The organism is Actinospineispora acaciae DSM 45401 (genome assembly GCF_000620785.1).
Lineage (GTDB): Bacteria > Actinomycetota > Actinomycetes > Mycobacteriales > Pseudonocardiaceae > Pseudonocardia > Pseudonocardia acaciae.
Genome location: NZ_JIAI01000016.1, coordinates 58975 through 83965 on the forward strand (window position 1 = coordinate 58975; position 24991 = coordinate 83965).

The following is a 24991-nucleotide window of genomic DNA, read 5'->3' on the forward strand; positions in this document are numbered from 1 at the left end:
ATCGCGAGCGGACCACGTCGTCCTCGCGTTATATCGAACAGTACGGAGGAGAGCCGGCGGCGACCAGCGGAACGTCGAACAGGACTCGGAAGGACGATTCCTATATCACGCTGCGTGATTCGTTACGCCGGTCCGGTGAGCCTTGTCGCATGCTTGGCGCAAGGACGAGCACCGGCACCAGCAGCAGGCCGGCCACCGCGACGGCCGGCCGAGGCCCGATCCGGTCCACGAGCGCTCCGATCAGCGCCGGACCCACCAGGAAGCCCAGGTACCCGCACGTCGCCACGGCCGCGATGGCCCTCCCCGGCGCATCCCGGCCACGCCGCCCGGCGCTGCTCCACGCCAGCGGCACCACCGCCGAGATGCCCAGACCGACCACCGCGAACCCGACCACCCCGACCCAGGGCACCGGGACCGTGGTCACCAGCCCGAACCCCGCCAGGGCGACCAGCACCGAGGCCCTGACCACCGCCACCTCGCCGAGCCGGCCGGTGAGCCGGTCCGCGACCAGCCGCACGCCGATCATCGTGACCGAGAACGCGAAGTACCCCATCGACGCGACGGCCTCGCTCGCGCCGGAAGCGCTGGTCAGCACGACGGCACTCCAGTCGTTCACGGTGCCCTCGGCCAGGAACCCACAGAACGCGACGATCCCCAGCGGCAGCAGCGAGCGGCCGGGCAGCGAGAACGCGCCGCTCCCCTGGCCCCGGTCCGGTCCGGTGAGCAGCAGCCGCCCGGCCGCCCCAGCGCGGCGGCCAGCAGCACGGCGCCGGCCACCGGAAAGTGCACCGAGATCGGCACACCGGCCAGCAGCGCGCCGGAGCCGGATCCGACCAGGCCGCCGATGTTCCAGTACGCGTGGAAGCCGGCGAAGATCGGCCGGCCGTAGCGCTCCTCCACCCGGGCCGCGTGGGCGTTCATGGACACGTCGAGCAGGCTGTTGCCGACCCCGAGCACGGCCAGCGCCGCCACGAACACGCCCAGGTCCGGCGCGAGGGCTACCAGCGGCAGCCCGCCGCACAGGACGGCCGCGCCCGCGACCACGCCCCGCCGGCTGCCGATGCGCCCGATCACCGGGCCGGCCGCCACCAGCGCCACCACCGAGCCGGCGGCCAGCGCGAACAGGCCGACGGCCAGCTCGCCGGGGCTCAGCCCGAGGCGCTGTTGCGCCGCCGGCACCCGTGCCGCCCAGGTGGCGAACCCCGCGCCGCACACGCCGAAGACCAGCGAGACCCCCACCCGCGCGCGGGCGGCCTCGCGCACGCCTAGCCCGGCCGCGACGCCGTCACCAGCAGCGTCGCGGCCGCCGCGCGTATCTCGTCGAGCAGGATCGCGAGGTCCTCCTCGGTGGTCGCCGGGTTCAGGATGCACGCGCGCAAGGCCTCGGCACCGCCGAGCCTGGTGCCGGTCAGGAACGCGCGGCCGCGGCGCTGCACCTCGGCTGGGATGGCGCGGTTGAGCTCGTCGAGGCGCTCGTCCGGAATCGCGCCGGGCGGGCGGTAGCGGAACGCGGCGATCGAGGTGGTCACGGGCGCGAGCGGCTCCAGGTCCTCGGCCCGTTCGACCATGCCGGCCAGCGTCCTGGCCAGGCCGGTGGTCCGCTCGACCAGCGCGACGACCCCGTCCCGGCCCAGGTGCGACAGCGTGGCCCAGACCCGCAGCGCCCGGAACGGCCTGGTCTGCTCCGTCCCGTACTCGGAGAACCAGCCGAGCCCGTCCGCGCCCTCGTCACGCAGGTACGACGGCACCAGGCTGAACGCGTCGCGGGCGATCGTCGGGTCGGCGAGCAGCGCGCATCCGCAGTCCACCGGCACGCCCAGCCACTTGTGCGGGTCCAGGGCGAGCGAGTCGGCGCGCTCCAGCCCGCCGAAGGTCGCGGCGTCGGTGACCGCCCCGAGTGCGCCGTACGCGCCGTCGACGTGGAACCACAGGTCGTGCGCGGCGGCCACCTCGGCGATCTCGTCGAGCGGGTCCACCGCCCCGGTGTTCACCGTCCCGGCGCTGGCGGCCACACAGAACGGGCGCCGCCCGGCCGCGCGGTCCTCGGCCACCGCCGCCCGCAGCGCCGTCACGTCCATCCGGAACGCGGCGTCCACCGGGATCGTCCGCACGTTGCGCGAGCCAAGCCCGAGCAGCTCGGCGGCCTTGGGCAGGCAGCTGTGCCCCTCGGCGGAGGCGTAGAGCACCAGCGGTGGTTGCCCGGACAGGCCGTCCGCCCTGACGTCCCAGCCGTCGGCTCGGGCGGCGCGCTGGCGGGCGGCGGCCAGGCAGACGATGGTCGCCATCGAGGCCCCGCTGGTGAGCAGGCCGCCGCCGGGCGGATGCGGAAAGCCCACCAGCTCGGCCAGCCAGCGCACGACGGTCCGCTCCAACAGCGGCCCGGCGTGCTCGCCGCCCGCGCAGCTCGGGTTGAACGCGGCCGCCAGCGGCTCGACCAGGACCCCGGCCGGCGACGGCGGCGAGTTGACCCATCCGAAGAACCGGGGGTGGCCGTTGCCCATCGGGTACGGCAACACGCGTTCGCGTATGTCGGTGACCAGGTCTTCCAGCGGCCGTCCGGACGGCGGCAGGGCCTGGCCGGCCAGCCAGTCCCGCTCTTCGGCGGGCACCGGCTGCCAGACCGGCCGCTTCGGTACCGAGGCCAGGTAGTCAGCGACCAGGTCGGCAACGTCCGCCCCCAACTCGTCCATGAGCGCACCATAGAAGCTCGTGCGCACCGCACACCCACTCCATACCCCGCACACGCACTGAAGCAGGTGTGCCGGGCACGAACCGGGTGTGTGGGCCGCCGGCCACCGAGGAGGTACGGACGATGACCGTTGTCGTGGTGATGGGGGTGTCGGGGGCTGGGAAGTCCACCGTGGGGGGTGTGCTGGCCGGGCGGCTGGGAGTGACGTATGCGGAGGCCGACCGGTTCCACCCCGAGGCGAACATCCGCAAGATGAGCTCGGGCGTGCCGCTCACCGACGAGGACAGGTGGCCGTGGCTGGACACGCTCGCGGAGTGGGTCGGGGCGCATGCCGCGAGCGGGGGCGTGCTCGGCTGCTCGGCGTTGAAGCGGCGGTACCGCGACGTGCTGCGCGGCGGCGGTCCGGTGTGGTTCCTGCACCTGCGGGTGGACCACGACGTGCTGGCCGAACGACTGCGCCACCGCACCGACCACTTCATGCCCGCGTCGCTGCTCGACTCCCAGCTCGCCGCCCTCGAACCGCTCGGCGCCGACGAGCCCGGCCTCACCGTCGACGCATCCGAACCCGCCGAGCGCATCGTCGCGGCGGCCCTCCATGAATATCAGCCTTGACTAATATAGAAGCCACCTTAAACTAAGAACGTGCACGCCTTCGATGTGCTCGGCGACCCGGTACGGCGCCGGATCCTGGAGCTGCTGGCGGGCGGTGAGCGCAGCTCCGGGCAGATCTGCGCGGTCATCCAGCGGGAGTTCGGCATCTCCCAGCCTGCGGTGTCCCAACACCTGCGGGTGCTGCGGGACAACGGCTTCGCCACGGTGCGCGCCGAGGGCACCCGGCGGCTCTACGCCGTCGACTCCGCCCCGCTGCGGGAGGTCGACGAGTGGCTGGAGCCGTTCCGCCGGTTCTGGAGCCAGCGCCTCGACGCCCTGGCCACCGAGCTCGCCCGCGGAAAGCGCGAGTAGCCGCCTCAGCCTGTGCCGAGCCCGGCGCGGTTGGCTCGCGCGCCGGAGGTGTCGGAGCCGCGCTGGGCCATCGCCAGCAGCCACACCCCGACCAGGGTCAGCGCCAGGCCCAGGCAGCGCGCGCCCAGGGTCTCCTCGGTGGCGAACGGCTCGCCGTACACCACGACGCCGAGCCCGACGCCGATCACCGGGTCGATCGCCATCATCGCGGCCAGCGAGCCGCCCAGCGGGCCGGCCTGGAACGCCGCCTGGCTGAGCATGGTGCCGCCCGCGCCGCAGGCCAGCGCCGCCCAGAGCTGCCAGCTGGTGGCCAGGCCGAGGATGCCCTCCGCGTGCAGCACCGCGCCCCAGGCCTTGCCCAACGCCGCCGAGGTGGCCATCAGCACGCCCGCCGACGCGCCCAGGCACACGCACCGCGTGGTTCCCCGCATCAGCAACCCGCCGCCGAGCGTGCCGGCCAGCACCAGCCCGACCAGCGCCAGCCCGGGCGTCCAGGCCTCCGCGTCGGCCGGCGCGCCGGGCTGCTCGGGCGGCATCACCGCCAGGAACAGGGCCAGCCCTACCACCACCAGCCCGGCCGCGAGCATGGCGGGCTGGCTGACCCGCCGCCCGGCCATCCGCTGCAGCACCAGCGCGACCACCAGGCCGATGGTGAGCAGCGGCTGGACCACGGACAGGCGGCCGAGGTTCACCGCGACCAGGTGCAGGGTCACGCCGGTGGCCTGCGCGACCACGCCGGCCAGCCAGCTCGGCTTGCCGACCAGCTCGACCATGAGCCCCGGGTGCAGCGGCGCGCGGCGGCGGGCCCGGAGCGCGCCGTGGTGCTGGAGCACCGACGCCACCCCGAAGCACGTCGCCGCCAGCAGCGACACGATCACGGTGAGGGTCATGGTGTCTCCGACGGTACGCGTGAGCGCGCTCAGGCCGTTCGGCGGCGAGCGGTGCCACCCGGTCGTGGGCCCGTGCCGGCGGCCGGGGCGCTCGCGAGCAGGGCCAGCACCGCCCGCGCCGCGTCCTGCTCCTTGACCACCGAGCTCGGGTCGCGGCGCAGCGACTCGTGCTCGCGGACCACCTCGGCCAGCTCGGCCACGTCCTTGGGCCACGGCGCCAGGCCGGCCTCGGCAAGGGTGGCGGCGTTGGCGGTGCCGTGGCCCGGGATCGGGCGGAAGGTCACGGCCGGCAGCCCGGCGGTGAGCGCCTCGGTCAGGGTCAGCCCGCCCGCGTTGTGCACCAGCACGTCCGCGATGCCCATCAGCTGGTGCACGTCGTCGCGCCAGCCCAGCGCCACCACGTCCGGGTCGCCGGCGAACTCGGCGCGCAGCCGCTCGTTGCGCCCGCACAGCACGAGCACCTGCGTCGCGCCGGTGCCGGCGATCTCGCGCACCGAGGACGGCACGTCGCCCAGCCCGAGCGAGCCGGCCACCACCAGCGCGACCGGCCGGTCCGCCGCCAGACCCAGCTCGGCGCGCAGGGCACGGCGGCGCTCGGCCGGCAGCCGCTCGCCGAACCGGGTCGAGACCAGCCCGCCGACCGGCCGCATCGGCGTCCGGTACACCAACCGGCCCATCCGGGAGGTCGCCTCGGTCACCGTCAGGTGATGGTCCACGGAGGGGTGCACCCACATTCGATGCACGGCCGGGTCGGTGAGATACGTGACGGTGATCGCGTCCAGGGTGCCGGTCTCGCGCAGGTAGCCCAGCGTCTGGCTGGCCAGCGGGTAGGTGGACACCACCACCTGGCTGCCCCGCGCCCACCGGCGTACCCGGTGCCTGGCCAGCCGGCACAGCCAGAGCGTCACCCGCTGCACCCAGCCGGCCCGTTCCAGGTTGACGAACAGCCAGTCGAAGAACCGGGGCGCGTAGCCGATGCTGAGCGTGTAGCCCTCGCGCAGCACCAGCCGCGCGAACCAGGGCACCGCGTCCAGGAAGTCCCGGACCTCGGCCCGCACGCCGAGCCCGCGCAGCCGCGCGATCAGCTCGTCGGCGGCACCGTCGTGCCCGGCCCCCACGCTGCCGGAGATGACCAGAACCTGCGCCGTTCCGTCTACCATCGATCGACCCATCGGCCCTCGACTCCCTGGGTTGGTTCGGTGATGAGAGCAGAACTCCTACAGCGTGTAAGAGTTTAGCGACATCCGATCACTCGTTATCGGAAGGGTGCCTTACCCCTCAGCTCAGCCCTCGGCCCAGCCCTCAGCCACCCCACAGCCAGTGGATCAGACGGTAGAACGCCAGGGTGGCCTGGGCAGCCGCCACCGTCGTCGCCATTCCGAGCAGTAGACACCCACCGGGCAGCAGCCTGGCGGGCGGGGGCGGGGCGGCCTGCAACGCCGCGACCCTGGCGGACACCTCGCAGGCGATGAAACCGAGCCCGGCGGGCGCGGGCCGGTTGGTTTCGGCGAGTGCCACCTTGGCCAGGGCGCGGGCGGTCACCTCGCGGCTGCCACTCACGCTGGCCGCGTGCTCGTCCGCGTTGCGTTCGAGCAGGAACGCCAGCGCCTCCCGGACCGGCACCAGCAGCGGGTTCATCGCCGCGCAGACCTCGGCGGCCGCCCGCAGCCAGTGGTGCCTGCCGGTCAGGTGAGCCCGCTCGTGCGCGAGCACCACCCGCCGCTCCTTGCCGTCCAGCAGCGCCAGCAGGCCCTGGGTGATCAGCACCCGACCCGGGCGCCCGGGCACCGCGAAGGCGTGCGGCGCCGCCACCGGCACCACCGCCAGCTCACCGGCCCCGCAGGTGTCACACAGCGCCCGCAGCTCACGCCGCGTCGCACCGCGCGCCCGCACCGCCCGTACCACCCGCACCACGCCGTACCCCAGCGCCAGCGCCGCCACCGCGCCGACCACCCCGGGCACCGGCTGCACCAGGTGGACGCCGCGCTCGTTGGCCTCCGCCTCCGCCAGCTCGGTGAACCCCAGCAGGGACAGCGCGAGCAGCAACAACGCCCACGTCGTGCCCGCGGCGGAGAGGACCGCCGCGCCGAGCATGGTCAGCACCGTGCCCCTTGTGGGGGACAACCGCGCCACCATCAGCCAGCTGATCGCCGCCACCAGTACGGACAGCGCCACCGGCACGTACACGCTCACCGTCACCGGCGGCGCCTCAGGATCGCGCGCAGCGCCTCCGCGTCCTCCTCGGACAACGCGGTGGCGAAGCGCTGCAGCACGCTCTGCCGGTTCGGTCCGCGCCGCAGCAGGGCCTGCATCTGTTCGGCGGCGAGCTCCTCCGCCCCCTTGATCGGGTGGTACAGGTGGCGTCGGCCCTCGGCGGCGCGGCCCACCAGGCCCTTGTCGTAGAGCCGGGCCAGGATGGTCTGCACCGTGTTGTAGGCCAGGTCGGCGTCCACGGCGCGCTGCACGTCGGCGGTGGTGAGCGGGTGGCCGGCCGCCCACAGCGCGGCAAGCACCTCGGACTCCAGCTCCCCAGCGCCACGGCGGGGAGGAACCCGCGCCGATTCGGTCATCGCGCCCTCTCCTCTCGGCCGGTCACAGACTAGTGGGTGCCCCGAGGCGCACGGGCACGCCACGGCGACAGGTCGAGGCCGGGATAACGCAACGCGACCCCGGCCAGCGTCTCCGGCGTCCAGTACGGGTGCCCGGGGAGCGGGAAACCAAACAGCGCGAGCTGGTCCGGCGCGGCTCGCTCGACGAACCGCCGCCAGGCCCGCTCGTGGCTGCGCGCCGCCCAGGCGTGGCGGTGGCCCCATTCCGCCTCGGCGTTGCGGTAGCTCAGGTGCATCGTGTACCGCGCGCCGCCAGGCCTGGTCACGGCGGTGCCCCGGTGGAAGGTGCCCAGCTCGAAGGCCACCACCGTGCCGGCCGGGCCGGCGGCGGACACCTCGCCGTCGTACAGCTCCGGTCCCAGCAGGGTCCGCGCCAGGGCGATCAGGCGCTCGTGCACGGCGAGCAGGCTCAGCTCCGTGCTGGCGAACGGGAGGCTGTCGATGCCGGCGAACTCGTCACCCAGGTAACGCTCCCGCCGTGGGTCGTCACCGTCGTGAAATCCCTGCGCGGACGGGAACACCAGCCCCAGCTCGGACACCGCCGGCTCCAGCGCCTCGGCGGGCAGATAGCCGGGAAGAACGGCGAACCCTCGGTCCTGCCAGTCCCGGGACGCGGCAGTCAGATCCACCCGACGAGTGGTACCAGACGGGTCCGTCCCCGGCGAGAAGATAATCTTCTCCCCGTGTCGGATCGGGACGTCGAACAGGCCGTTCTGCACGGGACCCGCCGCTACGACCGTCGCCAGGTACACAAGATCACCGGGATCGAGGACGAACGGGCCCGCCGGCTGTGGCGGTCGATGGGCTTCGCCGACGTCGGCGAGGACGACGTGGTCTTCACCCAGGGCGACGTGGCCGCGATCCGCCGGCTGGAGCGGCTCAGCTCGTCCGGGCTGGTGCCGGTCGAGGTGCAGGAGGCGGTCATCCGCTCGATGGCGCAGGCCATGGCCGGGCTGGCCACCTGGCAGGCCGAGCTGCTCTACGAGCTGTCCGCCGACCGCCGCGACGGCCCGGAGGACTGGCCGGCCGAGCTGCGCGGCGTGCTGCCCGTGCTGGAGAGCCTGCAGAACCACGTGTGGCGCCGGCACCTGGCCGCGGCGGCCGGCCGGTTGCTCACCCTGGCCCCCGACGAGGCGGACCTGCGCACGCTGGTGGTGGGCTCGGCCGACCTGGTGGGGTTCACCCGCACCGCACGCCGGCTCAGCCCGGGCCAGCTCACCGAGATGGTGGACCTGTTCCACGGCATCGCCGCCGACGTGACGGCCGACCACCGGGGCCGCATCGTCAAGACCGTCGGCGACGCCGTGCTGTTCGTGACCGACGACCCGGCGGACGCGGCTGCGCTCGCCCTGGACCTGGTGGACCGCACCACCGAGGCCGCCGCGCTGCCCGAGCTGCGCACCGGCATGGCCCTCGGGCCGACCCTGACCCGGTTCGGCGACGTCTACGGCGAGGTGGTGGACGCGGCGGCGCGGCTGTGCCGGCACGCCCGGCCGGGCCGGATCCTGGTCGAACGCTCGCTGGCCACCGCGCTGGACGGCGACGCCCGCTTCCAGCTGCGCCCGCGCCGGCCGCTCACCGAGCGCGGCTTCCCCCGGCTGCCCTCGTGGGCGCTGCGCCGGCCTAGAGCACGACCAGGTCGCGCGGGCGGGTGTTGAGCCGCTCGCCGCCGTCCTCGGTGACCACCACGATGTCCTCGATCCTGGCGCCCCACTCGCCGTCCAGGTAGATGCCCGGCTCCACGCTGAACGCCATGCCCGGGGCCAGCTCCAGGTCGTTCCCGCCGACGATGTACGGCTGTTCGTGCACGTCCAGCCCGATGCCGTGCCCGGTCCGGTGCACGAACCGCTCGCCGAACCCGGCCGCGGAGATGATCTCCCTGGCGGCCGCGTCCACGGACTCCGCGCTGGTACCGGGGCGGACGGCCCGACAGGCCGCCTCCTGGGCCTCCTGGAGCACCCGGTAGGTCCGCCGGATCTCCTCGGCCGGCTCTCCCCCGACCGCGTAGGTGCGGGTGCAGTCGGAGTTGTAGCCGCTGGCCAACCCCCCGCCGATGTCGACGACGACCACGTCGCCCGGCTGGATCACCCGGTCGGAGAGCTCGTGGTGCGGGCTGGCGCCGTTCGGCCCGGACCCGACGATCACGAACTCGACGCCGGTGTGGCCCTCCGCGACGATGGCCTCGGCGATGTCGGCGCCGGCCTGCGCCTCGGTGCGGCCCGGGCGCAGGAACTCCCCCATCCGGGCGTGCACCCTGTCGATCGCTTCCGCCGCCGTACGAAGCTCGGCCACCTCGGCGGCGTCCTTGCGCATCCGCAGCTCGGCGAGCACGCCGCCGGCCAGCCCCAGCGACACCCCGGGCAGCGTGTCGCGCAGCCCGAACGCGTGCACCGCCGGCATGGTGTCGCTGACCGCCACCCGCCTGGGCACCCCGGCCAGGTCGCTCACCAACAGGTAGGGGTCCTCGCCGTCGGTCCAGGTGATGACCTCGATGCCGAGCTTGTCCAGCGGCAGGCCGGCCAACCCCGGCGCCTCCAGCCTGGGCACCACCAGCGCCGGCGGGGCGCGGTGCCCCTCGGCGGCCAACACCAGGCAGGTCAGCCGCTCGTGCGTGCTGGCCGTGCTCCCCAACAGGTACCGAAGATCGGTACCCGGGGTGATGACCAGCAGGTCCACGTCTTGGCGGGCGGCCTCCTCGGAGGCCCTGTGCAGGCGCTCGGCCAACAGTTCGGCGGGGACGCTCATGCCGGTCAGCTTACGGTCCGGGTTTATCGTGGCCGGGTGGTCCCTTCCAGCGGCCTCGAACAGCGATCCACCCCGCGCCTCGGGACCCCCATCGAACCGGTCCGGCCCTACCGGTACGACACCGACACGTCGGCGGCGCGGCTGCGGTTCGAGTTCGGCGACCTGGAGCCGGGCCGGGAGACCGACCGCGAGGTGAGCATCGCCGGCCGGCTGCGCGCGATCCGCCGCCAGGGCGGTCTCACCTTCGCCACGCTGCGTGACAGCACCGGCGAGGTCCAGCTGTTCGTCGAGACCGGCACCCTCGGCGCCCGGGTGCACCGGGAGTTCGACGCGCTGTCCCGGGGCGACTGGGTGGGCGCCCGGGGCACCGTGATGACCACCCGGCGCGGCGAGCTGTCCGTGCGGGTCACCTCGTTCGTGCCGCTGGCCTCGGTGCTCGCCCCGCCGCCGCGCGCCCTGACCGACGTGCAGGCCCGTTACCGCCGCCGCTACCTGGACCTGCAGGTCAACGAGCGCACCCGGGAGATCTTCCGGATCCGCCACGCCGCGATCGCGGCCATCCGGCTCAACCTGTCCGAGCGGGGTTTCACCGAGGTCGAGACGCCGGTGCTGCAGGCCATCCAGGGCGGCGCCTCGGCCCGGCCGTTCGTGACCCACCACAACGCGCTGGGCGCCGACCTGTACCTGCGGATCGCGCTGGAGCTGCACCTCAAGCGGCTGGTGGTGGGCGGCATGGAGCGCGTCTTCGAGATCGGCAGGGTGTTCCGCAACGAGGGGGTCGACACCCGGCACAACCCGGAGTTCACCCTGCTCGAGGCCTACCAGGCGTTCGCCGACTACCACGACATGATGGCGCTGGTCGAGGACCTGGTGCGGGACGCGGCGCGGGCCAGCACCGGCGGCACCGTGGTGCGGATGGCCGGCCGGCCGATCGACCTGGCCGCGCCGTGGCCCCGGCTGCGGTTCGCCGACCTGATCGAGCAGAAGACCGGCGCCCGGATGCACCCGGACATGGCGATCGAGGACGCCAGGGAGATCCTCGACGAGCTGCGCATCCCGTACCTGGCCGGCTGGGGCGCCGGGCGGCTGATGAAGGAGGTCTACGACGAGAAGGTCCAGCACGACATCACCGGCCCGGTGTTCTGCCTGGACTACCCGCGCGAGGTCTCCCCGCTGGCCCGCGAGCACCGCGACGACCCCGCCTACGTGGAGCGGTTCGAGCTGATCGTCGCCGGTTTCGAGCTGTGCAACGCCTACAGCGAGCAGAACGACCCCGCCGCCCAGCTCGCCGCGTTCCAGGCCGAGGCTGCGGCGCGCTCCGGAGGCGACCCGGAGGCCGGCGAGATCGACCTGGACTACATCCGCGCGCTGGAGCACGGCCTGCCGCCCACCGGCGGCCTGGGCATCGGGCTGGACCGGCTGGTGATGCTGCTCGCCGGGGTCGACTCCATCCGCGAGGTCATCCTGTTCCCGACCATGCGCCCGGAGTCCCCCGTCCACCCTCGTGACGCCGTGCGCCGCCCCGTGCTGCCGCCCACGCCGGCACCCGACGACGTGTCCGAACCCGCCCCGGTCCCGAGGCCGCGACCGCCCGCCACCACCGACGAGCCACGCTGGCCGGTGCGGCTGATCGCCGGGCTCACCGCGGTCAGTGGCCTGCTGGAGCTGATGGTGCTGCGGCCGTCGTGGAAGCAGCGGTTCCTGCCGGTCGCCCAGGCGTTCGACCCGACCTGGTTCGCGGTGGCCGGCCAGGTGCTGTCCGTGCTGGTCGGGCTCGGGCTGTTGCTGCTGGCCGACCAGCTGGCCAAGCGCAAGCGGGCGGCGTGGCGGATCGCGATAGTGCTGTTCGCCGTCGGCACGGTGGCGCACGCGGTGAAGGGCTGGCACGTGCTCCCCACCGTCTGCAACTTCGCCATGGTGGTGGCCCTGGTGCTCACCCAGGACCGGTTCCGGGCCGCCCCGGACCCGCCGTCGCTGCTGCGGCTGGCCAGGTTCGTGCCGACCTACCTGGCGTCGGTGATGCTCGTCGGCGTCGGCAGCCTCTACCTGGAGCGGCGCCACCTGCGGCCGGCGTTCAACGTGCCCGACGCGATGAGCACCGTGATGAACGGCCTGATCGGGCTGGACGGCGAGTACGTCTACCTGCAGCCCCGGTTCGAGCTCATCTTCACCGCCGCGCTGCTGGCGCTGGGCGTGCTCGGCCTGGTCGTGTTCGCGGTGCTGGTGTTCCGTCCGCTGCGCGCCAGGGGCCCGCGCACCGAGACCGACTGGCGGCGCGCGCTGCGCCTGGTGCACACCTACGGCTGGGACACCCTGGCCTACTTCTCGCTGCGCGACGACAAGAGCTTCTTCTTCGCCTCGGACGGCGAGGCCATGCTCGCCTACACCTACGTGGGCGGGTACGCGCTGGTCGCCGGCGACCCGATCGGCGCCCCGGAGTCGCTGCCCGGCCTGCTCGACGAGTTCCTGGCGATGTGCGACGAGCGGGCCTGGAACCCCGCGTTCCTGGCCATCCGGGAGGCCGACTTCCCGCTGTTCGCCGCGCGCGGCTTCCGCGCGTTCTACCTCGGCGACGAGGCGATCCTGCGCTGCGACACGTTCGACCTGTCCAGCCGTCCCAAGAGCGTGCGCGCGGCGGCCCGGCGGGTGGGCCGCCAGTACCGCTTCCAGCTGCTCACCGAGGCCAACGCCCCGCCCCGGCTGGTCCACGAGCTGAACGCGATCAGCGCCCGCTGGCGCGGCAAGGCCCCCGAGCGCGGGTTCACCATGTCGCTGAGCCAGGACGTCAAGGGCGAGGGCGCCAACCCCGAGTTCCTGCTCTGCGTGGCCCTGGACGCCGACGACAGGCCCGGCGGCTTCCTGCGCCTGGTGCCCGCGTACGGGCCGGACTTCGGCTACACGCTCGACGTGATGCGTCACGACCCGGACGCTCCCAACGGCATGACCGAGTTCCTCATCGCCGAGACCGCCCGCGCGCTGGGCGAGCGGGGCGTGGTGCGGCTGTCGATGAACTTCGCGATGTGGGGCCGGCTGTTCGCCGAGGACGTCCCGTTCACCCCCGCCGAACGCGTCGCCCGCAAGCTGGTCGGGATGCTCAACCCGTTCTTCCAGATCCGCTCGCTGCGCGACTTCAACGCCAAGTTCGACCCGGAGTGGCTGCCCCGCGTCCTCGCCTACCGCCGCCCCACCGACCTGCCCAAGGTCGGCCTGCTCTACGCCGGCGCGGAAGGCTTCCTCGCCGTGCCCGTGATCGGCGACCTGCTCGTGCCCAAGGCCGTCGGCGGCGTCTCCGCCCCGTCCGGCGCCCGCCCGTCGCCCTAGCCGGACAGCCGCCGCTCGATCCGTTCGCGCAGTCCCTCGGCTCGCGGCCCAGCAATGTCCGCGAGCAGCGGCAACGCCTCCCGCCACACCTGCCGCGCCTGGTCCGGCCGTTCCATGAGTTCGAGCGCGCTCGCAAGCTTGTCGAGCGCCACCGGCAGGTACCAACGATCACCGACCTCGCGTTGTATCGCCGCGGCCCGCCGGTAGAAGCCGACCGCCTCGTCCAGCCGCCCCAACCGCTCGTAAGCCTCCCCGGTGACCACCAACGCCTCGGCCTCCCTGCCCCGGTACCCGATCTGGCGGAACATGACGGTGGCCCGCTGGCTGGACACCAGCGCGTCCTCCGGTGCCCCCTCCACCAGCTCGAGCATGCCGAGGTGGAGCAGCCCAAACGACTCGGCGATCGGATTGTCGTGGTCGCGGGCTACAGCCAGCACACGCTGAAGGGTTTCCCGTGCCGCCGCGACCTGCCCGAGCTCGATTTGCGTGACAGCGAGCCAGTGCCCCGCGAACGATTCTTCCAGTTCGTCACCGAGGTCGTGCAACATTGCGACAGCGCGCTGAAGGTGCCCCTCGGCTTGCTGAGGGTGACCAACACGCCGAAGCGAATCGCCCAGGTTCGTAAATAAGATTGCCACAAGATACTTATTATCTAATTCTCTAGCAATGTCGAGCGCACGCTCAAAGTAAACACGTGCTTCATCGTAGTTGCGCTCGAGTAAGAAGGTCAGCCCGACACCGTTCATCGACAGAACGAGACCCAGCTGATCACCGAGTTCTCCGAAGAGCTCTTCGGCGGAGCGATAGCTGCCAACAGCCTCGGAGGTCCGATGAGACAATCTGAACTTGACTCCCAAGTTCTGATGGATCAGGGCCTCACCGAGCTTGTCACCGCAGCGCCGCGCCGCCGCCAGGGCGATCCGTTCGACTTCGAGCCAGCCACTCAACGGATCACGGTTTCCATTGACCTCCGCAAGCACCGCCGGGATTCGCCACGCGACCCGGTCGAATCCCGCGGTAGCCGCCGCGTGTGCAGCCGCCATCAGGTTTGCTCGCTCGGTTTCGTACCAGCGAGTCGCCTGACTTTGTTCGTCGAACGCAGCGACAGGAACTCCGCGCCCCGCCGGCTCGAGATCGATCCTTAAGGAGTATCTCTCCGGCGCAATTGCGCGCCTGGCGGCGGACGCGGAGTGCAGATACCAGTCGAGCACCCGGCGCAGCACCACGCGCTGTTCGTCGGCCGGCTCCTCGCGGTGCGCCTGGTCGCTCGCGTAAGCACGCATCAGATCATGAAACTGGTAACGTCCCGACCCCACGTACTCCAGCAGGTTCGCCCCGATGAGCGCATCCAACAGGTGCCGGGCCTCCTCCACCGGGACGGCGGCCAGCGCGGCGGCCGCTTCCAAGCTGAACTCGGCCCCCGGGTGCAGCCCCAGCAGCCGGAACATCCGCGCCGTGTCCGGCGGCAGGGCGCGATACGACCAGGCGAACACGGTACGCACGGCGTCCGCTTCCTCGTCGTCCTCGCTGGAGAGCGCGTCCCACAGCAAGGACTCGTCCCGCAGGTCCCGGATCAGCTCACGCAGCGGCATCCGTGGCCGGCTCGCGGCGCGCTCGGCGGCGATCCGCAACGCCAGCGGCAGCCGGGCGCACAACCGAGCCAGCTCGGCCAGCTCGGCGAGGTCGTCCTGCCCCCGGTAGTCGGCGGTCACCGTGCGCAGCAACGTGACCGACTCGTCGTCCGAGAGCATGTCCACGCCCATCCGGTGGGCGCCCTCCCGCACCACCAGGCTCGGCAGGTGGCGGCGGCTGGTCACCAGCACGTGGCAGCCGGCCGTCCCCGGCAGCAACGGCCGGACCTGCCCGACCGTCGCCGCATTGTCCAAAATGATCAGCATGCGCCGGTCCGCGACCAGTGACCGATACAGCGCCGCCTTGGCATGGACATCGTTGGGAATCCGCCCGGCCGGAACATCGAGCGCCCGCAGAAAATGATCGAGCGCATGATCCGCCGTCACCGGCATGCCCGGATCGTAGCCACGCAGGTTCACGTACAGTTGCCCGTCGGGAAACCGCTCTCGGACACGATGCGCCCAGTGGATGGCCAGCGACGTCTTGCCGACCCCGGCGGTGCCCGCGATGACCGACACGGCCACCGCATTCACGTCGACCTCCCCCTGCGCCAGCACCCGGTCCAACCGCTCCAGCTCACTGACCCGGTTGACGAACCCTCGCACATCGGCCGGAAGCTGACGAGGCGCGTCACTGGGCCTCCGCCCGGGCTGGTGGAAGTGCACACCCCCGCTCACATCCCGCGCCTGTACGACGTCGCCCGCCAACCCCGTCAATTCCGAATGAGTATCCGCGTGCGACCGGGCATGAGGTTCGGACATTCCGTTACTCTCCGATCACGGAACGCGCGTGTCCGCTCACACTACCGCGGTCCGGCCACGGCGAAGTGCGTTTCCAGTCGCCACACATGCGTACCCGGTCATCATCAGCAGTTCGTAACCGGGAAACCGCCGTGTCTAGAACGGCGGCGGTTCGTCGTCCGGCGCCCTCCCGGGGCGGCGGCCGGGGTTCGATGGGTTGGCCCCGGGTTCGACACCCGCTTGGACGAGCGCCAGATGGTCGGCTTGGGATGGCTGGGCACGGGCTCGACGCCCGACGACGCCTTCGGCGCCGCCGGCCACTGGGATACGTCGGGTTCCGATTCAGCGGCAATACTGAGATCCATGGCGGGCGAGGACACGACCATGTGGACGGTGCACGGCTCACGGCGGGTGTACGAGAGCGCCTGGGTCAACGTGGATCTCGATGACGTCGAAATCCCTGGGGGTCCGAGGTTCGCGCATCATGTTCTGCGGTTTCCGCGCGCGTCGGTGGGGGCGGTCGTCGTGGACGGGGACCGGGTGTTGTTGCTGTGGCGGCATCGGTTCACCACGGGCGCTTGGGGGTGGGAGATACCGGCGGGGTGGTGCGACGACGGCGAGGACCCTGCGGAGGCCATGCGCCGCGAGATCGAGGAGGAGACGGGCTACCGGGCGTCGACGGTCGAGCCGTTGACGACGATCAACCCGCTGTCCGGCATCAGTTCGGGGAGGTTTCACCTGTTCCTGGCGTCGGGGGTCCGGCGGACGGGGGAGCCGGATCCGGCGGAGGCCAGCAGGGTGGAATGGGTGGGGCGGGAGCGGGTGCGGGAGCTGCTGGTTGAGGGCAGCGTTCCGGACGGGCCGTCGATGACGGCCCTGGCGTTGGTGCTCGCGACCCGGTAGGGGTCAGCGGCGCTTGTCCAGCTCCAGGCGGCTGGCGCTGGCGGCGGCGTTGCTGACCAGGCCGCCGATCGCCATGCCGATCACCGCGTGGATGACCGCCTGGGCGAAGTGGACCGGCCAGGTGCCGGAGCCCAGGAACGGCACGACGGCGGCCGCCACGGTGACCAGGCCGACGATCCAGCCGAAGTAGGAAAGCGGGCTCGGCGTGCTCACCAGCAGCAGGTGCGCCAGCGCGGTGGCCAACAGGGCAGCCACGGCGGCGACCACGCAGAGGGTGATCGTCTTCTCGTCGCCGAAGGCACCGTTCGTCTTCGGGGAGAGCACCGCCAGCTGGAACATGGCCCGGGCTATCAGGACGCCCACCACGCCGATCAGGGCGGCGACCACGGCGGCGGCCACTCCCCCCGCCCACAACCGGCCGGCGTTCACCTGCGTATGAACCGGCGCGGGCGGCTGGTAGCCACCCTGGGGGTTCCCGTACTCGTCTTCAGGACCTTGACCGCGAAAGTCGCCAACCACGCGCACATGGTGCCGCTAGCGGCGTCCGGACGCCATACAGGGGTCACCCCGATCGTATGAATGTGCAAACTGGCAGGATGTGCCGGTGAGCCAACCGTTGCTGCTGCTGGACGCCGCCAGCCTGTACTTCCGCGCGTTCTACGGGGTGCCGGACTCCATCAAGGCGCCGGACGGTACGCCGGTGAACGCGGTGCGGGGGTTCACCGACATGGTGTCCCGGCTGATCACCGAGCGGCGGCCGGCGCGGTTGGTGGCCTGTCTGGACCTGGACTGGCGGCCGGTGTTCCGGGTGCGCGCCATTCCGTCGTACAAGACGCACCGGGTGGCGGAGGGAACGCTGGTCGGCACCAGCGCGGGGCTGCTGGTGGGCGGCGCGGGGCCGGCGGAGGCGGTGCCGGAGGCGCTCGCTCCGCAGGTCACGATCATCCTGGAGGTGCTGGCGGCGGCGGGGCTGGCCACCGGGGGCGCGGAGGGTTACGAGGCCGACGACGTGATCGGCACGCTCTGCGCACAAGAACGTCAACACCCCGTCGAGGTGGTCAGCGGGGACCGCGACCTGCTCCAGGTGGTGCGCGACGAACCGAACTCGGTGCGGGTGGTCTACGCCGGGCGCGGGCTCGCCAAGGCCGAGGTGTTCGGGCCGGACGAGCTCGCGGCGAAGTACAAGCTGCCGGCGGGGCGCGCGGGCGACGCGTACGCCGAGATGGCCATGCTGCGCGGCGACCCCTCGGACGGGCTGCCCGGCGTGGCCGGGGTCGGCGAGAAGACGGCGGCCACGCTGGTGTCCCGGTTCGGTTCGTGGGACGAGCTGCGCGCCGCGGTCGCCGACCGGACCGACGCCAGGATGGCCGCCGGCGTCCGCACCAAGCTCGCCGCGTCCGCCGACTACCTCGCCGTGGTCGAACAGGTGGTCAGGGTGGCCACCGACGCCCCCGTCCAGCTCGACCGCCCGGACACGATCCCGAACACGCCCGCCGACCCCGACAAGCTGGCCGAGCTGAGCGAACGCTGGGGGCTCGGCGGCTCCATCGAACGCCTGACCACCGCGCTGGCACTCTAGACGTCCTACAACGGACGACCCACCTGGTAGCGGCCGGTGCGATCCTGGATCACCACCGGGACGTCCGAGCTCTTCCCGCCGATCACCGCGACGCAGGAGAACCTGCCCGAGGGCAGCACCTTCTGGCCGGCGGGGCAGGTCACGGCGGTCACGTCCGGTAACCGGTAGTCGTCGCGCAGGATCGTGCTGACGCCGTTCTGCACGGCGGCCTGGTCCAGCACGGGCGTGACGAAGAACCCGGGATTGACGAACCCGAGCAGGCCGACCACCCCGACCAGCAGGGTGCCCAGCACGGTGGCGACCAGCCAGCTCGGCACCGCGTCGGACGGCGGGCGCGGGACGGGGACCGCCCGGAGCGGCTCGGTCGGCGAGTCGGCGAACGGATCGGGAGACGGCTCCACGGACGGCCCGGCGTACGGAGGCGGCGGCGGATAGGGCTGGTCGTACGGCGGCGACGGTCGCCCCGGCGGGCCGGCGTGGCGCGGCCGGACCGAGGTCTGCACTGTCTGCACCGGCGGCCGAGCGGCATCCGTTGGGCTGCTCATCACGACCCTTCGAGATCGACTACGGAGATGGCCCGAATCGAAACACGAAACGCCGCGCCGAGCGGTCACGCCGCGCCGATGGACACCACACCCCGTCGAATCGCGTGCACCGCGCGCTCCGCCGCGCCACCCACCGCATCGGACGGACCGGCCACCTCAGCGATCTGGTCGAGCAGGTCGACCACCTGGCGGCACCAGCGCACGAAGTCGCCGGCGGACAGCTCCTGGCCGTTCTCGTCGGCGGCGGTGAGCACGGCGGCCAGCGACTGCCCGCGCGCCCAGCGGTAGACCGGCCAGGCGAACCCGAGGTCGGGCTCGCGGGTCCGGTCCACCTTGTGCCGGCGCTCGTCGGACTCCAGCTCGGACCACAGCCGCACGGTGGCCTCCAGCGCGGACGCCACCGGGCCGGCCGGCACCCTGGCCATCCCGCCCTCCACCCGCCGCGACTCGTACACCAGCGCGGACGCCACGGCGGCCAGCTCGGGCGGCTCCAGGCCGTCCCACACGCCGTGGCGCAGGCACTCGGCCGCGAGCAGGTCCGACTCGCCCCAGAGCCGGGACAGCACCTCCCCGTGCGGCGTGACCGTGTCGCCGTCCAGATACGAGCGCTCGCGCAGCAGCGCGGTGATCCGGTCGAACGCGCGGACCAGCGAGTGGGTGGTGGCGCGGACCTGCTGGCGCAGCCGCTCGGTGTCCCGTTCCAGCCGGTCGTGGCGCTCGGCCCAGCGCGCGTGCGCCTCCCGGTCGTCACAGCCGTGGCAGGGGTGCGCGCGCATCTGGCGGCGCAGCTCGGCCAGCTCGCGGTCGTCGGCGGCGTCCGAGCGGCGCTTGCGGGGGGCGGCGGGCGGCCGGATGCCGGTGTTGCGCAGGCTGGAGGCCAGGTCGCGGCGGACCCGGGGCACCCGGTGCTCCACCCGCTTGGGCAGCCGCATCCGGCCGAGCACCTCGACCGGGCCGGTGAAGTCGGCGGCGGACAGGCGCCCGGCCCAGCGGTCCTCGGTGAGCACCAGCGGGTGCGGCTCGCCGGGCTGGTCCAGGCCGGGGTCGAGCACCACCGCCAGCCCGGCGCGGCGGCCGGTGGGCACCGCGATCACGTCTCCGGGGCGCAGAACCGCCAGCGAGTCGGAGGTGGCCGCCCGCCGGGCCGCCGCGCTGCCCCTGCTCAGCGCCCGCTCCCGCTCGCCGATGCGCCGGCGCAGCGAGGCGTACTCCGCGAAGTCGCCAAGGTGGCAATGCATGGACGCGGCGTAGCCGGCGAGCGCCTCGGCGTTGTGCTCGATCTTGCGGGACACCCCGACCACCGAGCGGTCCGCCTGGAACTGGGCGAAGGACTGCTCCAACAGCACCCGCGACTCCTCGGCGCCCAGCCGGCCGAGCAGGTTGACGGCCATGTTGTAGCCGGGACGGAAGGAGCTGCGCAGCGGGTAGGTCCGGGTGGACGCCAGCCCGGCCACCTGCACCGGGTCCACCCCGGGCTGCCAGACGACGACGGCGTGGCCCTCGATGTCGATGCCGCGCCGCCCGGCGCGGCCGGTGAGCTGGGTGTACTCCCCCGGGGTCAGCTCGGCGTGCGACTCGCCGTTGTACTTCACCAGCCGCTCCAGCACCACCGTCCGGGCCGGCATGTTGATGCCCAGCGCGAGCGTCTCGGTGGCGAACACGCACTTGACCAGGCCGAGGGTGAACAGCTCCTCCACCGTCTCCTTGAACGCCGGCAGCAGCCCGGCGTGGTGCGCCGCCACGCCGCGCTCCAGCGCCTCGCGCCACTCCCAGAAGCCGAGCACCCCCAGGTCCGCCTCGGGCAGCTCGGAGGTGCGGGCGGTGACGATCTCGCGGACGCGCGCGGCCTCCTCGTCGGTGCACAGGCGCAGCCCGGAGCGCACGCACTGGCCTACCGCCGCATCGCAGCCGGCCCGGCTGAACACGAACGTGATCGCCGGCAGCAGCCCGTCGCGGTCCAGCCTGTCGATCACGCTCACCCGCGACGGCGGCCGGAACCGCTCGGCGCGCTGCCCACCAACCCGCCCACCGACCCGCCCGCCGCCGCGCCGCCCGCCGGAGCGCCCGCGCGGCCGGTCCCAGCCGGCGAACCGCCTGCCCTGCTCCTCGGCGTGCCGGACCAGGCCCGGGTCAACCCGCAGCCGCCCGGAGGTGTCCTCGCCGGCGAACAGGTCGAACAGCCGGGAGCCGACCATCATGTGCTGCCACAGCGGCACCGGCCGGTGTTCGTCCACCACCACCGCGGTGTCCCCGCGCACCGCGACCAGCCAGTCGCCGAACTCCTCGGCGTTGCTCACCGTCGCGGACAGACCGACCACCGCCACGTCCGACGGCAGGTGCAGGATGACCTCCTCCCACACCGCGCCCCGGAACCTGTCGGCCAGGTAGTGCACCTCGTCGAGCACCACGTAGCCCAGCCCGTACAGCGTGGGCGAGCCGGCGTAGAGCATGTTGCGCAGCACCTCGGTGGTCATCACCACCACCGGCGCGTGGCCGTTGATCGAGGTGTCCCCGGTCAGCAGGCCGACCTGGTCGGGGCCGTAGCGGGCGACCAGGTCGGCGTACTTCTGGTTGGACAGCGCCTTGATCGGCGTGGTGTAGAAGCACTTCGCGCCCTGGGCGAGCGCCAGGTGCACGGCGAACTCCCCGACGACCGTCTTGCCGGCCCCGGTGGGCGCGCAGACCAGCACGCCGTGCCCGTCCTCCAGCGCGGCGCAGGCGTCACGCTGGAACGGGTCGAGGTCGAACGGCAGGATGCCGGCGAAGTCGGCGAGCCGGGGCCGGGCGGCACGATCCCGGGACTCGGCGTACGCCTGGGCGGGAGAACGGCTGGCCACCCTCCCAGAGTGTCATACGGTACCGGCCCCGGTCGCTCAGGTCGCGTCGTCGTAGCGGGGCGGCGACGACCCAGGTATCTCAGTGGGCTCGGGGATCTCGCTGGGCTCGGTGTCGATCGGGGACGGCTGGTCGGGGTCCCAGGCGCCCCAGCCCTCCTCGGCCTCGCGGCGTTCCTTGCGGCGGTCGTGCACCCTGGCGATCTGGATGGACACCTCGAACAGCACGGTCAGCGCGAGCGCCAGCGCGGTCATCGAGATCGGGTCGCCGCCCGGGGTGGCGATGGCCGCGAACACGAACAACCCGAAGATCAGCCCGCGCCGCCACTTGCGCAGCTTGTCGTAGCTGACCACACCGACCCGGTTCAGCATGACCACCAGCAGCGGCAGCTCGAAGCTCACCCCGAAGATCAGCAGCAGCGCGATGAGCAGCCCGAAGTAGCTCTCGCCGGTCAGCAGCGTGGTCTGCACGTCCGAGCTGATGGACAGCAGGAACTGCAACGCCTGGCGCACCACGTAGTAGGCCATCGCGGCGCCGGCCAGGAACAGCACGGCGGCGCTGGACACGAAGGTGACCGCGAACTTTCGTTCTTTGACGTACAGCCCGGGCGTGATGAACGCCCACAGCTGGTAGAACCAGATCGGGCAGGACAGCACCACGCCCGCCGCGATGCCGACCCGCATCCGCAGCGAGAACTGGTCGAACGCGGAGATGCCGAACAGCGTGCAGCCCCGGTCCGCCGTGACGGACGGGCGGATCGAGGGCGGCAGCTCGCAGTACGGCCCCTTGAGCAGGTCACCCAGGCTGGGGCCGCCGAAGAACCCGGTGGCGAACCAGATGTAGCCGACGATCGACATGGCCACCACCGCGACCAGCGCGACGGCCAGCCGGTTGCGCAGCTCGTAGAGGTGCTCGAGCAGCGTCATGGTGCCGTCGGGGTTCTCCCGGCGGCGGCGACGGCGAGCTATCGGGTTCCACACGGAAGGGTGCTATCGCGGGCTGCCGTTGGCGTGGCCGTCTCGCTGCTCGGCGGCCTCGGCGACGCGAGGCGCCGGCGGAGTGTCGGCGGGCTTGTCCTCGGGCTTGTCGTCGGCCTTGTCGTCGGCTTTCAAGCCCTTCATCTCGCCCTTGAACACCCTGGCGGACTGGCCGACGGCGCGGGCCATCTCGGGCAGCCGCTTGGCGCCGAACAGCAACACCACTACCCCGACGAGGATGAGCCATTCCCAACCGCCCGGCATGATGCGCTCCTCTCGCGGGGGATGTGTCGGTGCAGCCGATGTTACGCGTCGTGGTCGGTGGGGGCGGCCGGGCCGTGCCGTCGGGCCCGGTGCTCGGCCCGCCAGGCGGAGAGCTCCGCCGCGCCGGCCCGCAGCCTGGTCCTCCTGCCGTCCAGCGCCACGCTCAGGGTATGCGCGGCGGCGCGGGCGCGGTGCAGCGCCCCGACCAGGCCGGCCACCAGCAGCGCCAGCCCGATGATCCCCACGACCAGCAGCACCGAGGTCGGCAGCCATCCCATGACCGCAACCGTAGCGGGCCCGTGATCAGCCGGTCACGCCGTCCAAAGCCGCCTTCGCACGCTCCGCGACCGCGGCCCGCAACTCCAGCGGCCGCAGCACCTGGGCGTGTCCGCCCAGCCCGAGCACCAGGCGCACCAGCCAGGCGTCGTCGGTGAACCGGAGCCTGACCTCGGCCCGGCCGTCGTCGCGGTCCAGCACGTCGTCGACCGGGTAGTACTCGGCCACCCAGCGCGCCTCCCGCTCCAGCAGCAGCACCGCCTCGCGCTGCTCCGGGGCCGGGCGGAACAGCCCGGCGGAGATGTCCGTCGGCCGCGCCGACCGGGGCGGCGCCGCCGGTTCGGCCAGTTCGTGCACGTCGTCCACCCGGTCCAGGCGGAACAGCCGTACCGCCTCCGCGGAGCGGCACCACGCCTCCAGGTAACCGCGCCCCTCGACCAGCAGCAGCCGCATCGGGTCGACGGTGCGCTCCCCCACCACGTCCCGCGACGCCGTGTAGTACCTGATCCGCAGCGCCCGCCGCCGGTCCAACGCCGCCCGCACCGCCGACGTCGTCTCCTCCTCGCGAGACGTCAACCCCACCGCGACACCGGTCGGCGTGCCCCCCGCCCCCACCGCGCTCTCGATCTTCGCAACGGCCCGGCGGACCACGTCGGTGTCCACGATCCCCGGCACGTCGGCCAGCGCCCGCAGCGCGACCAGCAGGGACGTCGCCTCGGCGGTGGTCAGCCGCAGCGGGCGGCGCATCCCGGCGTCCTCGGTCACCGTCACCACGTCGCCGGAGAACGACAGGTCGACCAGGTCGCCCGGCCCGTAGCCGGGGAGCCCGCACATCCAGAGCAGCTCCATGTCCCGGCGCAGCTGCTTCTCGGACACCCCGAAGTCGGACGCCGCCTCCTCCACCCGCACCCCAGGATGCGCCAGCAGGTACGGCACCAGCGACAACAGCCGTGGCAGCCGGGCGGCCAGCGCGAGCGGGCTCGGAGTCACCGCACTCCCCCACCCACCTCGACCGGAGCGGGCGCCAACGGCTCGGCGTGCGCCCTGGCGGCCGCCAGCCACCCCTGCCGCACCGCGTCGGCCAGCTCCGGCGGCTCCAGGACCACCACGTCGGGGCCGTGCCCGCCCACCCAGCGCGCCACCGTCTCCGGGTTGCGCAGCTCCAGCTCCAGCACGTCCCCCGGCCGGCCGCCGTGCTCCATCGGGCCGGTCAGCCGCCCGAGCCGGCGCAGCCCGACCGCCCGCCCGGCGGCCACCCACACCCTGGCCACCCCGGTCACCGGCGGCGGCCCCGCCGTGCGCCGCACCAGCGCCACCAGGTCGGTCCCGTCGGGCACCCGGACCGCGCCGGTGGGGCCGACCGCGCTGACCGGCTCCTCGATGCGGGACAGCCGGAAGCAGCGGGTGTCGTCCCGGTCCCGGTCATGGCCGACCAGATACCACCGCCCGCGCCAGCTCACCACGCCCCACGGCTCCACCGTGCGCAGCCGGGCGTCCGCGGTCGGGTTCGGCCGGTGCTCGAACGTCACCACCCGGCCGGCCTGCACGGCGGCCAGCAGGGGCGCGAACGCCGGCTCGGTGGCGCTCACCCTCGGCTCCACGCCCATGCCGGCCGACTCGTCCACCTCCACGCCGGCCGCGCGCAGCTTCACCAGCGCGCCCCTGGCCGCCCCGGCCAGCTCCGGGGAGTCCCACAGCCGGGCGGCCAGCGCCACCGCGGCCGCCTCGTCGGGTGCCAGCTCGACGTCGCCCAGCTCGTAGTCCTGCCGCGCGATCCGGTACCCGTCCACCGTGTCGAACATCGAGCGCCGGCCGGTCTCCAGCGGGATGCCGAGGTCGCGCAGCTCGGCCTTGTCCCGCTCCCACATCCGGAAGAACGCCTCGTCCGAGGTCGCGTTGGCGTACCCGGGGACGATCGCCCTGATCCGCTCGGCGGTGAGGAACTGCCGGGTGGAGAGCAGGCAGAGCACCAGGTTCACCAGGCGCTCGGCACGGGCTGAGGACACGTCATGCAGGGTATCGC

At 73.0% G+C, this 24991-nt stretch carries 24 protein-coding genes; 6 read left to right on the forward strand and 18 right to left on the reverse strand.

The features are described from left to right. Nucleotides 1-100: 100 nt before the first annotated feature. Genes N912_RS66155 through N912_RS57890 form a run of 3 tightly spaced genes read right to left on the reverse strand, consistent with a single transcriptional unit; the run spans nt 101 to nt 2690 of the window. A complete protein-coding gene (locus N912_RS66155) occupies nt 101-616 on the reverse strand; it encodes an MFS transporter (RefSeq protein ID WP_245645805.1) in 516 nt (171 codons plus the stop codon). Further along, nucleotides 613-1263 carry an MFS transporter gene (locus tag N912_RS66160; protein ID WP_245645807.1) on the reverse strand — a complete coding sequence of 217 codons (651 nt, stop codon included), beginning with the start codon at nt 1261-1263 and terminating at the stop codon, nt 613-615. The genes N912_RS66155 and N912_RS66160 overlap by 4 nt, the downstream gene beginning before the upstream one ends. Nucleotides 1264-1265: 2 nt before the next feature. Beyond that, a complete protein-coding gene (locus tag N912_RS57890) occupies nt 1266-2690 on the reverse strand; it encodes a pyridoxal phosphate-dependent decarboxylase family protein (RefSeq protein ID WP_051581515.1) in 1425 nt (474 codons plus the stop codon). 122 nt (nt 2691-2812) lie between these two features. On the opposite strand from N912_RS57890, the gene N912_RS0141325 reads away from it, so the two are divergent. Together N912_RS0141325 and N912_RS0141330 are read left to right on the forward strand one after the other, a co-directional pair. Continuing rightward, nucleotides 2813-3301 (forward strand): gluconokinase, encoded by a 489-nt coding sequence (locus N912_RS0141325; RefSeq protein WP_028927052.1) that lies wholly within the window; start codon nt 2813-2815, stop codon nt 3299-3301. Between the two features lie 30 nt (nt 3302-3331). Further along, nucleotides 3332-3652, forward strand: coding sequence for an ArsR/SmtB family transcription factor (locus N912_RS0141330; RefSeq protein ID WP_028927053.1), 321 nt, complete (start codon nt 3332-3334; stop codon nt 3650-3652). A 5-nt stretch (nt 3653-3657) separates the two neighbouring features. Here the strand turns inward: N912_RS0141330 and N912_RS57895 are convergent, their stop codons facing one another. The 5 genes from N912_RS57895 to N912_RS0141355 all read right to left on the reverse strand — a co-directional run bounded on the left by N912_RS57895 (nt 3658) and on the right by N912_RS0141355 (nt 7780). Then, a complete protein-coding gene (locus tag N912_RS57895; RefSeq protein WP_051581516.1) occupies nt 3658-4542 on the reverse strand; it encodes a DMT family transporter in 885 nt (294 codons plus the stop codon). A gap of 29 nt (nt 4543-4571) precedes the next feature. Then, complete coding sequence (locus tag N912_RS57900) at nt 4572-5702, reverse strand: MGDG synthase family glycosyltransferase (RefSeq protein ID WP_051581517.1); 1131 nt, start codon at nt 5700-5702, stop codon at nt 4572-4574. Nucleotides 5703-5844: 142 nt separating this feature from the next. Continuing rightward, a complete protein-coding gene (locus tag N912_RS0141345) occupies nt 5845-6741 on the reverse strand; it encodes a M56 family metallopeptidase (protein ID WP_028927054.1) in 897 nt (298 codons plus the stop codon). After that, nucleotides 6738-7112: a BlaI/MecI/CopY family transcriptional regulator gene (locus tag N912_RS0141350; RefSeq protein WP_028927055.1), complete on the reverse strand. Its 375-nt coding sequence runs from the start codon at nt 7110-7112 to the stop codon at nt 6738-6740. The genes N912_RS0141345 and N912_RS0141350 overlap by 4 nt, the downstream gene beginning before the upstream one ends. Before the next feature lie 29 nt (nt 7113-7141). Then, nucleotides 7142-7780 carry a hypothetical protein gene (locus tag N912_RS0141355; protein WP_028927056.1) on the reverse strand — a complete coding sequence of 213 codons (639 nt, stop codon included), beginning with the start codon at nt 7778-7780 and terminating at the stop codon, nt 7142-7144. Nucleotides 7781-7834: 54 nt separating this feature from the next. On the opposite strand from N912_RS0141355, the gene N912_RS0141360 reads away from it, so the two are divergent. Continuing rightward, on the forward strand, nt 7835-8809 hold the full coding sequence (locus N912_RS0141360; protein WP_028927057.1) for an adenylate/guanylate cyclase domain-containing protein: 975 nt from the start codon (nt 7835-7837) through the stop codon (nt 8807-8809). On the opposite strand, the gene N912_RS0141365 is transcribed toward N912_RS0141360, so the two are convergent. Beyond that, a complete protein-coding gene (locus N912_RS0141365) occupies nt 8775-9896 on the reverse strand; it encodes a M24 family metallopeptidase (protein WP_028927058.1) in 1122 nt (373 codons plus the stop codon). The two genes, N912_RS0141360 and N912_RS0141365, sit on opposite strands and share 35 nt — an antisense overlap. A gap of 36 nt (nt 9897-9932) precedes the next feature. Between N912_RS0141365 and lysS the strand changes: the two genes are divergently transcribed. Continuing rightward, nucleotides 9933-13217, forward strand: coding sequence for a lysine--tRNA ligase (gene lysS, locus N912_RS61190; protein ID WP_051581519.1), 3285 nt, complete (start codon nt 9933-9935; stop codon nt 13215-13217). On the opposite strand, the gene N912_RS57910 is transcribed toward lysS, so the two are convergent. Then, nucleotides 13214-15415, reverse strand: a complete 2202-nt coding sequence (locus N912_RS57910; RefSeq protein ID WP_281176360.1) for an ATP-binding protein — start codon at nt 15413-15415, stop codon at nt 13214-13216. The two genes, lysS and N912_RS57910, sit on opposite strands and share 4 nt — an antisense overlap. Before the next feature lie 537 nt (nt 15416-15952). Between N912_RS57910 and N912_RS0141380 the strand changes: the two genes are divergently transcribed. Continuing rightward, nucleotides 15953-16492: an NUDIX hydrolase gene (locus tag N912_RS0141380; protein WP_028927059.1), complete on the forward strand. Its 540-nt coding sequence runs from the start codon at nt 15953-15955 to the stop codon at nt 16490-16492. 3 nt (nt 16493-16495) lie between these two features. Here N912_RS0141380 and N912_RS57915 read toward each other — a convergent pair whose 3' ends face one another. Then, complete coding sequence (locus N912_RS57915) at nt 16496-17011, reverse strand: DUF6069 family protein (protein ID WP_156994336.1); 516 nt, start codon at nt 17009-17011, stop codon at nt 16496-16498. A gap of 85 nt (nt 17012-17096) precedes the next feature. On the opposite strand from N912_RS57915, the gene N912_RS0141390 reads away from it, so the two are divergent. Further along, entirely contained in the window at nt 17097-18071 is a 975-nt protein-coding gene (locus N912_RS0141390) for a 5'-3' exonuclease (RefSeq protein WP_028927060.1), read from the forward strand. 5 nt (nt 18072-18076) lie between these two features. Here N912_RS0141390 and N912_RS61195 read toward each other — a convergent pair whose 3' ends face one another. From N912_RS61195 to N912_RS57925, 7 genes are all read right to left on the reverse strand, one after another. After that, the gene (locus tag N912_RS61195) at nt 18077-18616 is read right to left on the reverse strand and encodes a DUF4333 domain-containing protein (protein ID WP_084211726.1); all 540 of its coding nucleotides are present in this window, start codon (nt 18614-18616) and stop codon (nt 18077-18079) included. A 65-nt stretch (nt 18617-18681) separates the two neighbouring features. Then, complete coding sequence (locus N912_RS0141400) at nt 18682-21453, reverse strand: DEAD/DEAH box helicase (RefSeq protein WP_028927061.1); 2772 nt, start codon at nt 21451-21453, stop codon at nt 18682-18684. A gap of 36 nt (nt 21454-21489) precedes the next feature. Further along, the gene (gene tatC, locus N912_RS0141405) at nt 21490-22377 is read right to left on the reverse strand and encodes a twin-arginine translocase subunit TatC (RefSeq protein ID WP_084211728.1); all 888 of its coding nucleotides are present in this window, start codon (nt 22375-22377) and stop codon (nt 21490-21492) included. Nucleotides 22378-22440: 63 nt separating this feature from the next. Next, a complete protein-coding gene (tatA, locus tag N912_RS0141410; protein ID WP_028927063.1) occupies nt 22441-22692 on the reverse strand; it encodes a Sec-independent protein translocase subunit TatA in 252 nt (83 codons plus the stop codon). A 41-nt stretch (nt 22693-22733) separates the two neighbouring features. Then, nucleotides 22734-22970: a hypothetical protein gene (locus tag N912_RS61665; RefSeq protein WP_028927064.1), complete on the reverse strand. Its 237-nt coding sequence runs from the start codon at nt 22968-22970 to the stop codon at nt 22734-22736. Between the two features lie 25 nt (nt 22971-22995). Further along, nucleotides 22996-23958: a helix-turn-helix transcriptional regulator gene (locus tag N912_RS0141420; RefSeq protein WP_028927065.1), complete on the reverse strand. Its 963-nt coding sequence runs from the start codon at nt 23956-23958 to the stop codon at nt 22996-22998. Continuing rightward, nucleotides 23955-24974 carry a helix-turn-helix transcriptional regulator gene (locus N912_RS57925; protein WP_051581523.1) on the reverse strand — a complete coding sequence of 340 codons (1020 nt, stop codon included), beginning with the start codon at nt 24972-24974 and terminating at the stop codon, nt 23955-23957. The genes N912_RS0141420 and N912_RS57925 overlap by 4 nt, the downstream gene beginning before the upstream one ends. Nucleotides 24975-24991: the final 17 nt, after the last annotated feature.

Bases quoted from the DNA above. Each gene is read 5' to 3' on its own strand.
- N912_RS57890 (WP_051581515.1), bottom strand. From the start codon at position 2,690: ATGGACGAGTTGGGGGCGGACGTTGCCGACCTGGTCGCTGACTACCTG.
- N912_RS0141325 (WP_028927052.1), top strand. From the start codon at position 2,813: ATGACCGTTGTCGTGGTGATGGGGGTGTCGGGGGCTGGGAAGTCCACC.
- N912_RS57895 (WP_051581516.1), bottom strand. From the start codon at position 4,542: ATGACCCTCACCGTGATCGTGTCGCTGCTGGCGGCGACGTGCTTCGGG.
- N912_RS57900 (WP_051581517.1), bottom strand. From the start codon at position 5,702: ATGGTAGACGGAACGGCGCAGGTTCTGGTCATCTCCGGCAGCGTGGGG.
- N912_RS0141350 (WP_028927055.1), bottom strand. From the start codon at position 7,112: ATGACCGAATCGGCGCGGGTTCCTCCCCGCCGTGGCGCTGGGGAGCTG.
- N912_RS0141365 (WP_028927058.1), bottom strand. From the start codon at position 9,896: ATGAGCGTCCCCGCCGAACTGTTGGCCGAGCGCCTGCACAGGGCCTCC.
- N912_RS0141380 (WP_028927059.1), top strand. From the start codon at position 15,953: ATGGCGGGCGAGGACACGACCATGTGGACGGTGCACGGCTCACGGCGG.
- N912_RS61195 (WP_084211726.1), bottom strand. From the start codon at position 18,616: ATGAGCAGCCCAACGGATGCCGCTCGGCCGCCGGTGCAGACAGTGCAG.
- tatC (WP_084211728.1), bottom strand. From the start codon at position 22,377: ATGACGCTGCTCGAGCACCTCTACGAGCTGCGCAACCGGCTGGCCGTC.
- tatA (WP_028927063.1), bottom strand. From the start codon at position 22,692: ATGCCGGGCGGTTGGGAATGGCTCATCCTCGTCGGGGTAGTGGTGTTG.
- N912_RS61665 (WP_028927064.1), bottom strand. From the start codon at position 22,970: ATGGGATGGCTGCCGACCTCGGTGCTGCTGGTCGTGGGGATCATCGGG.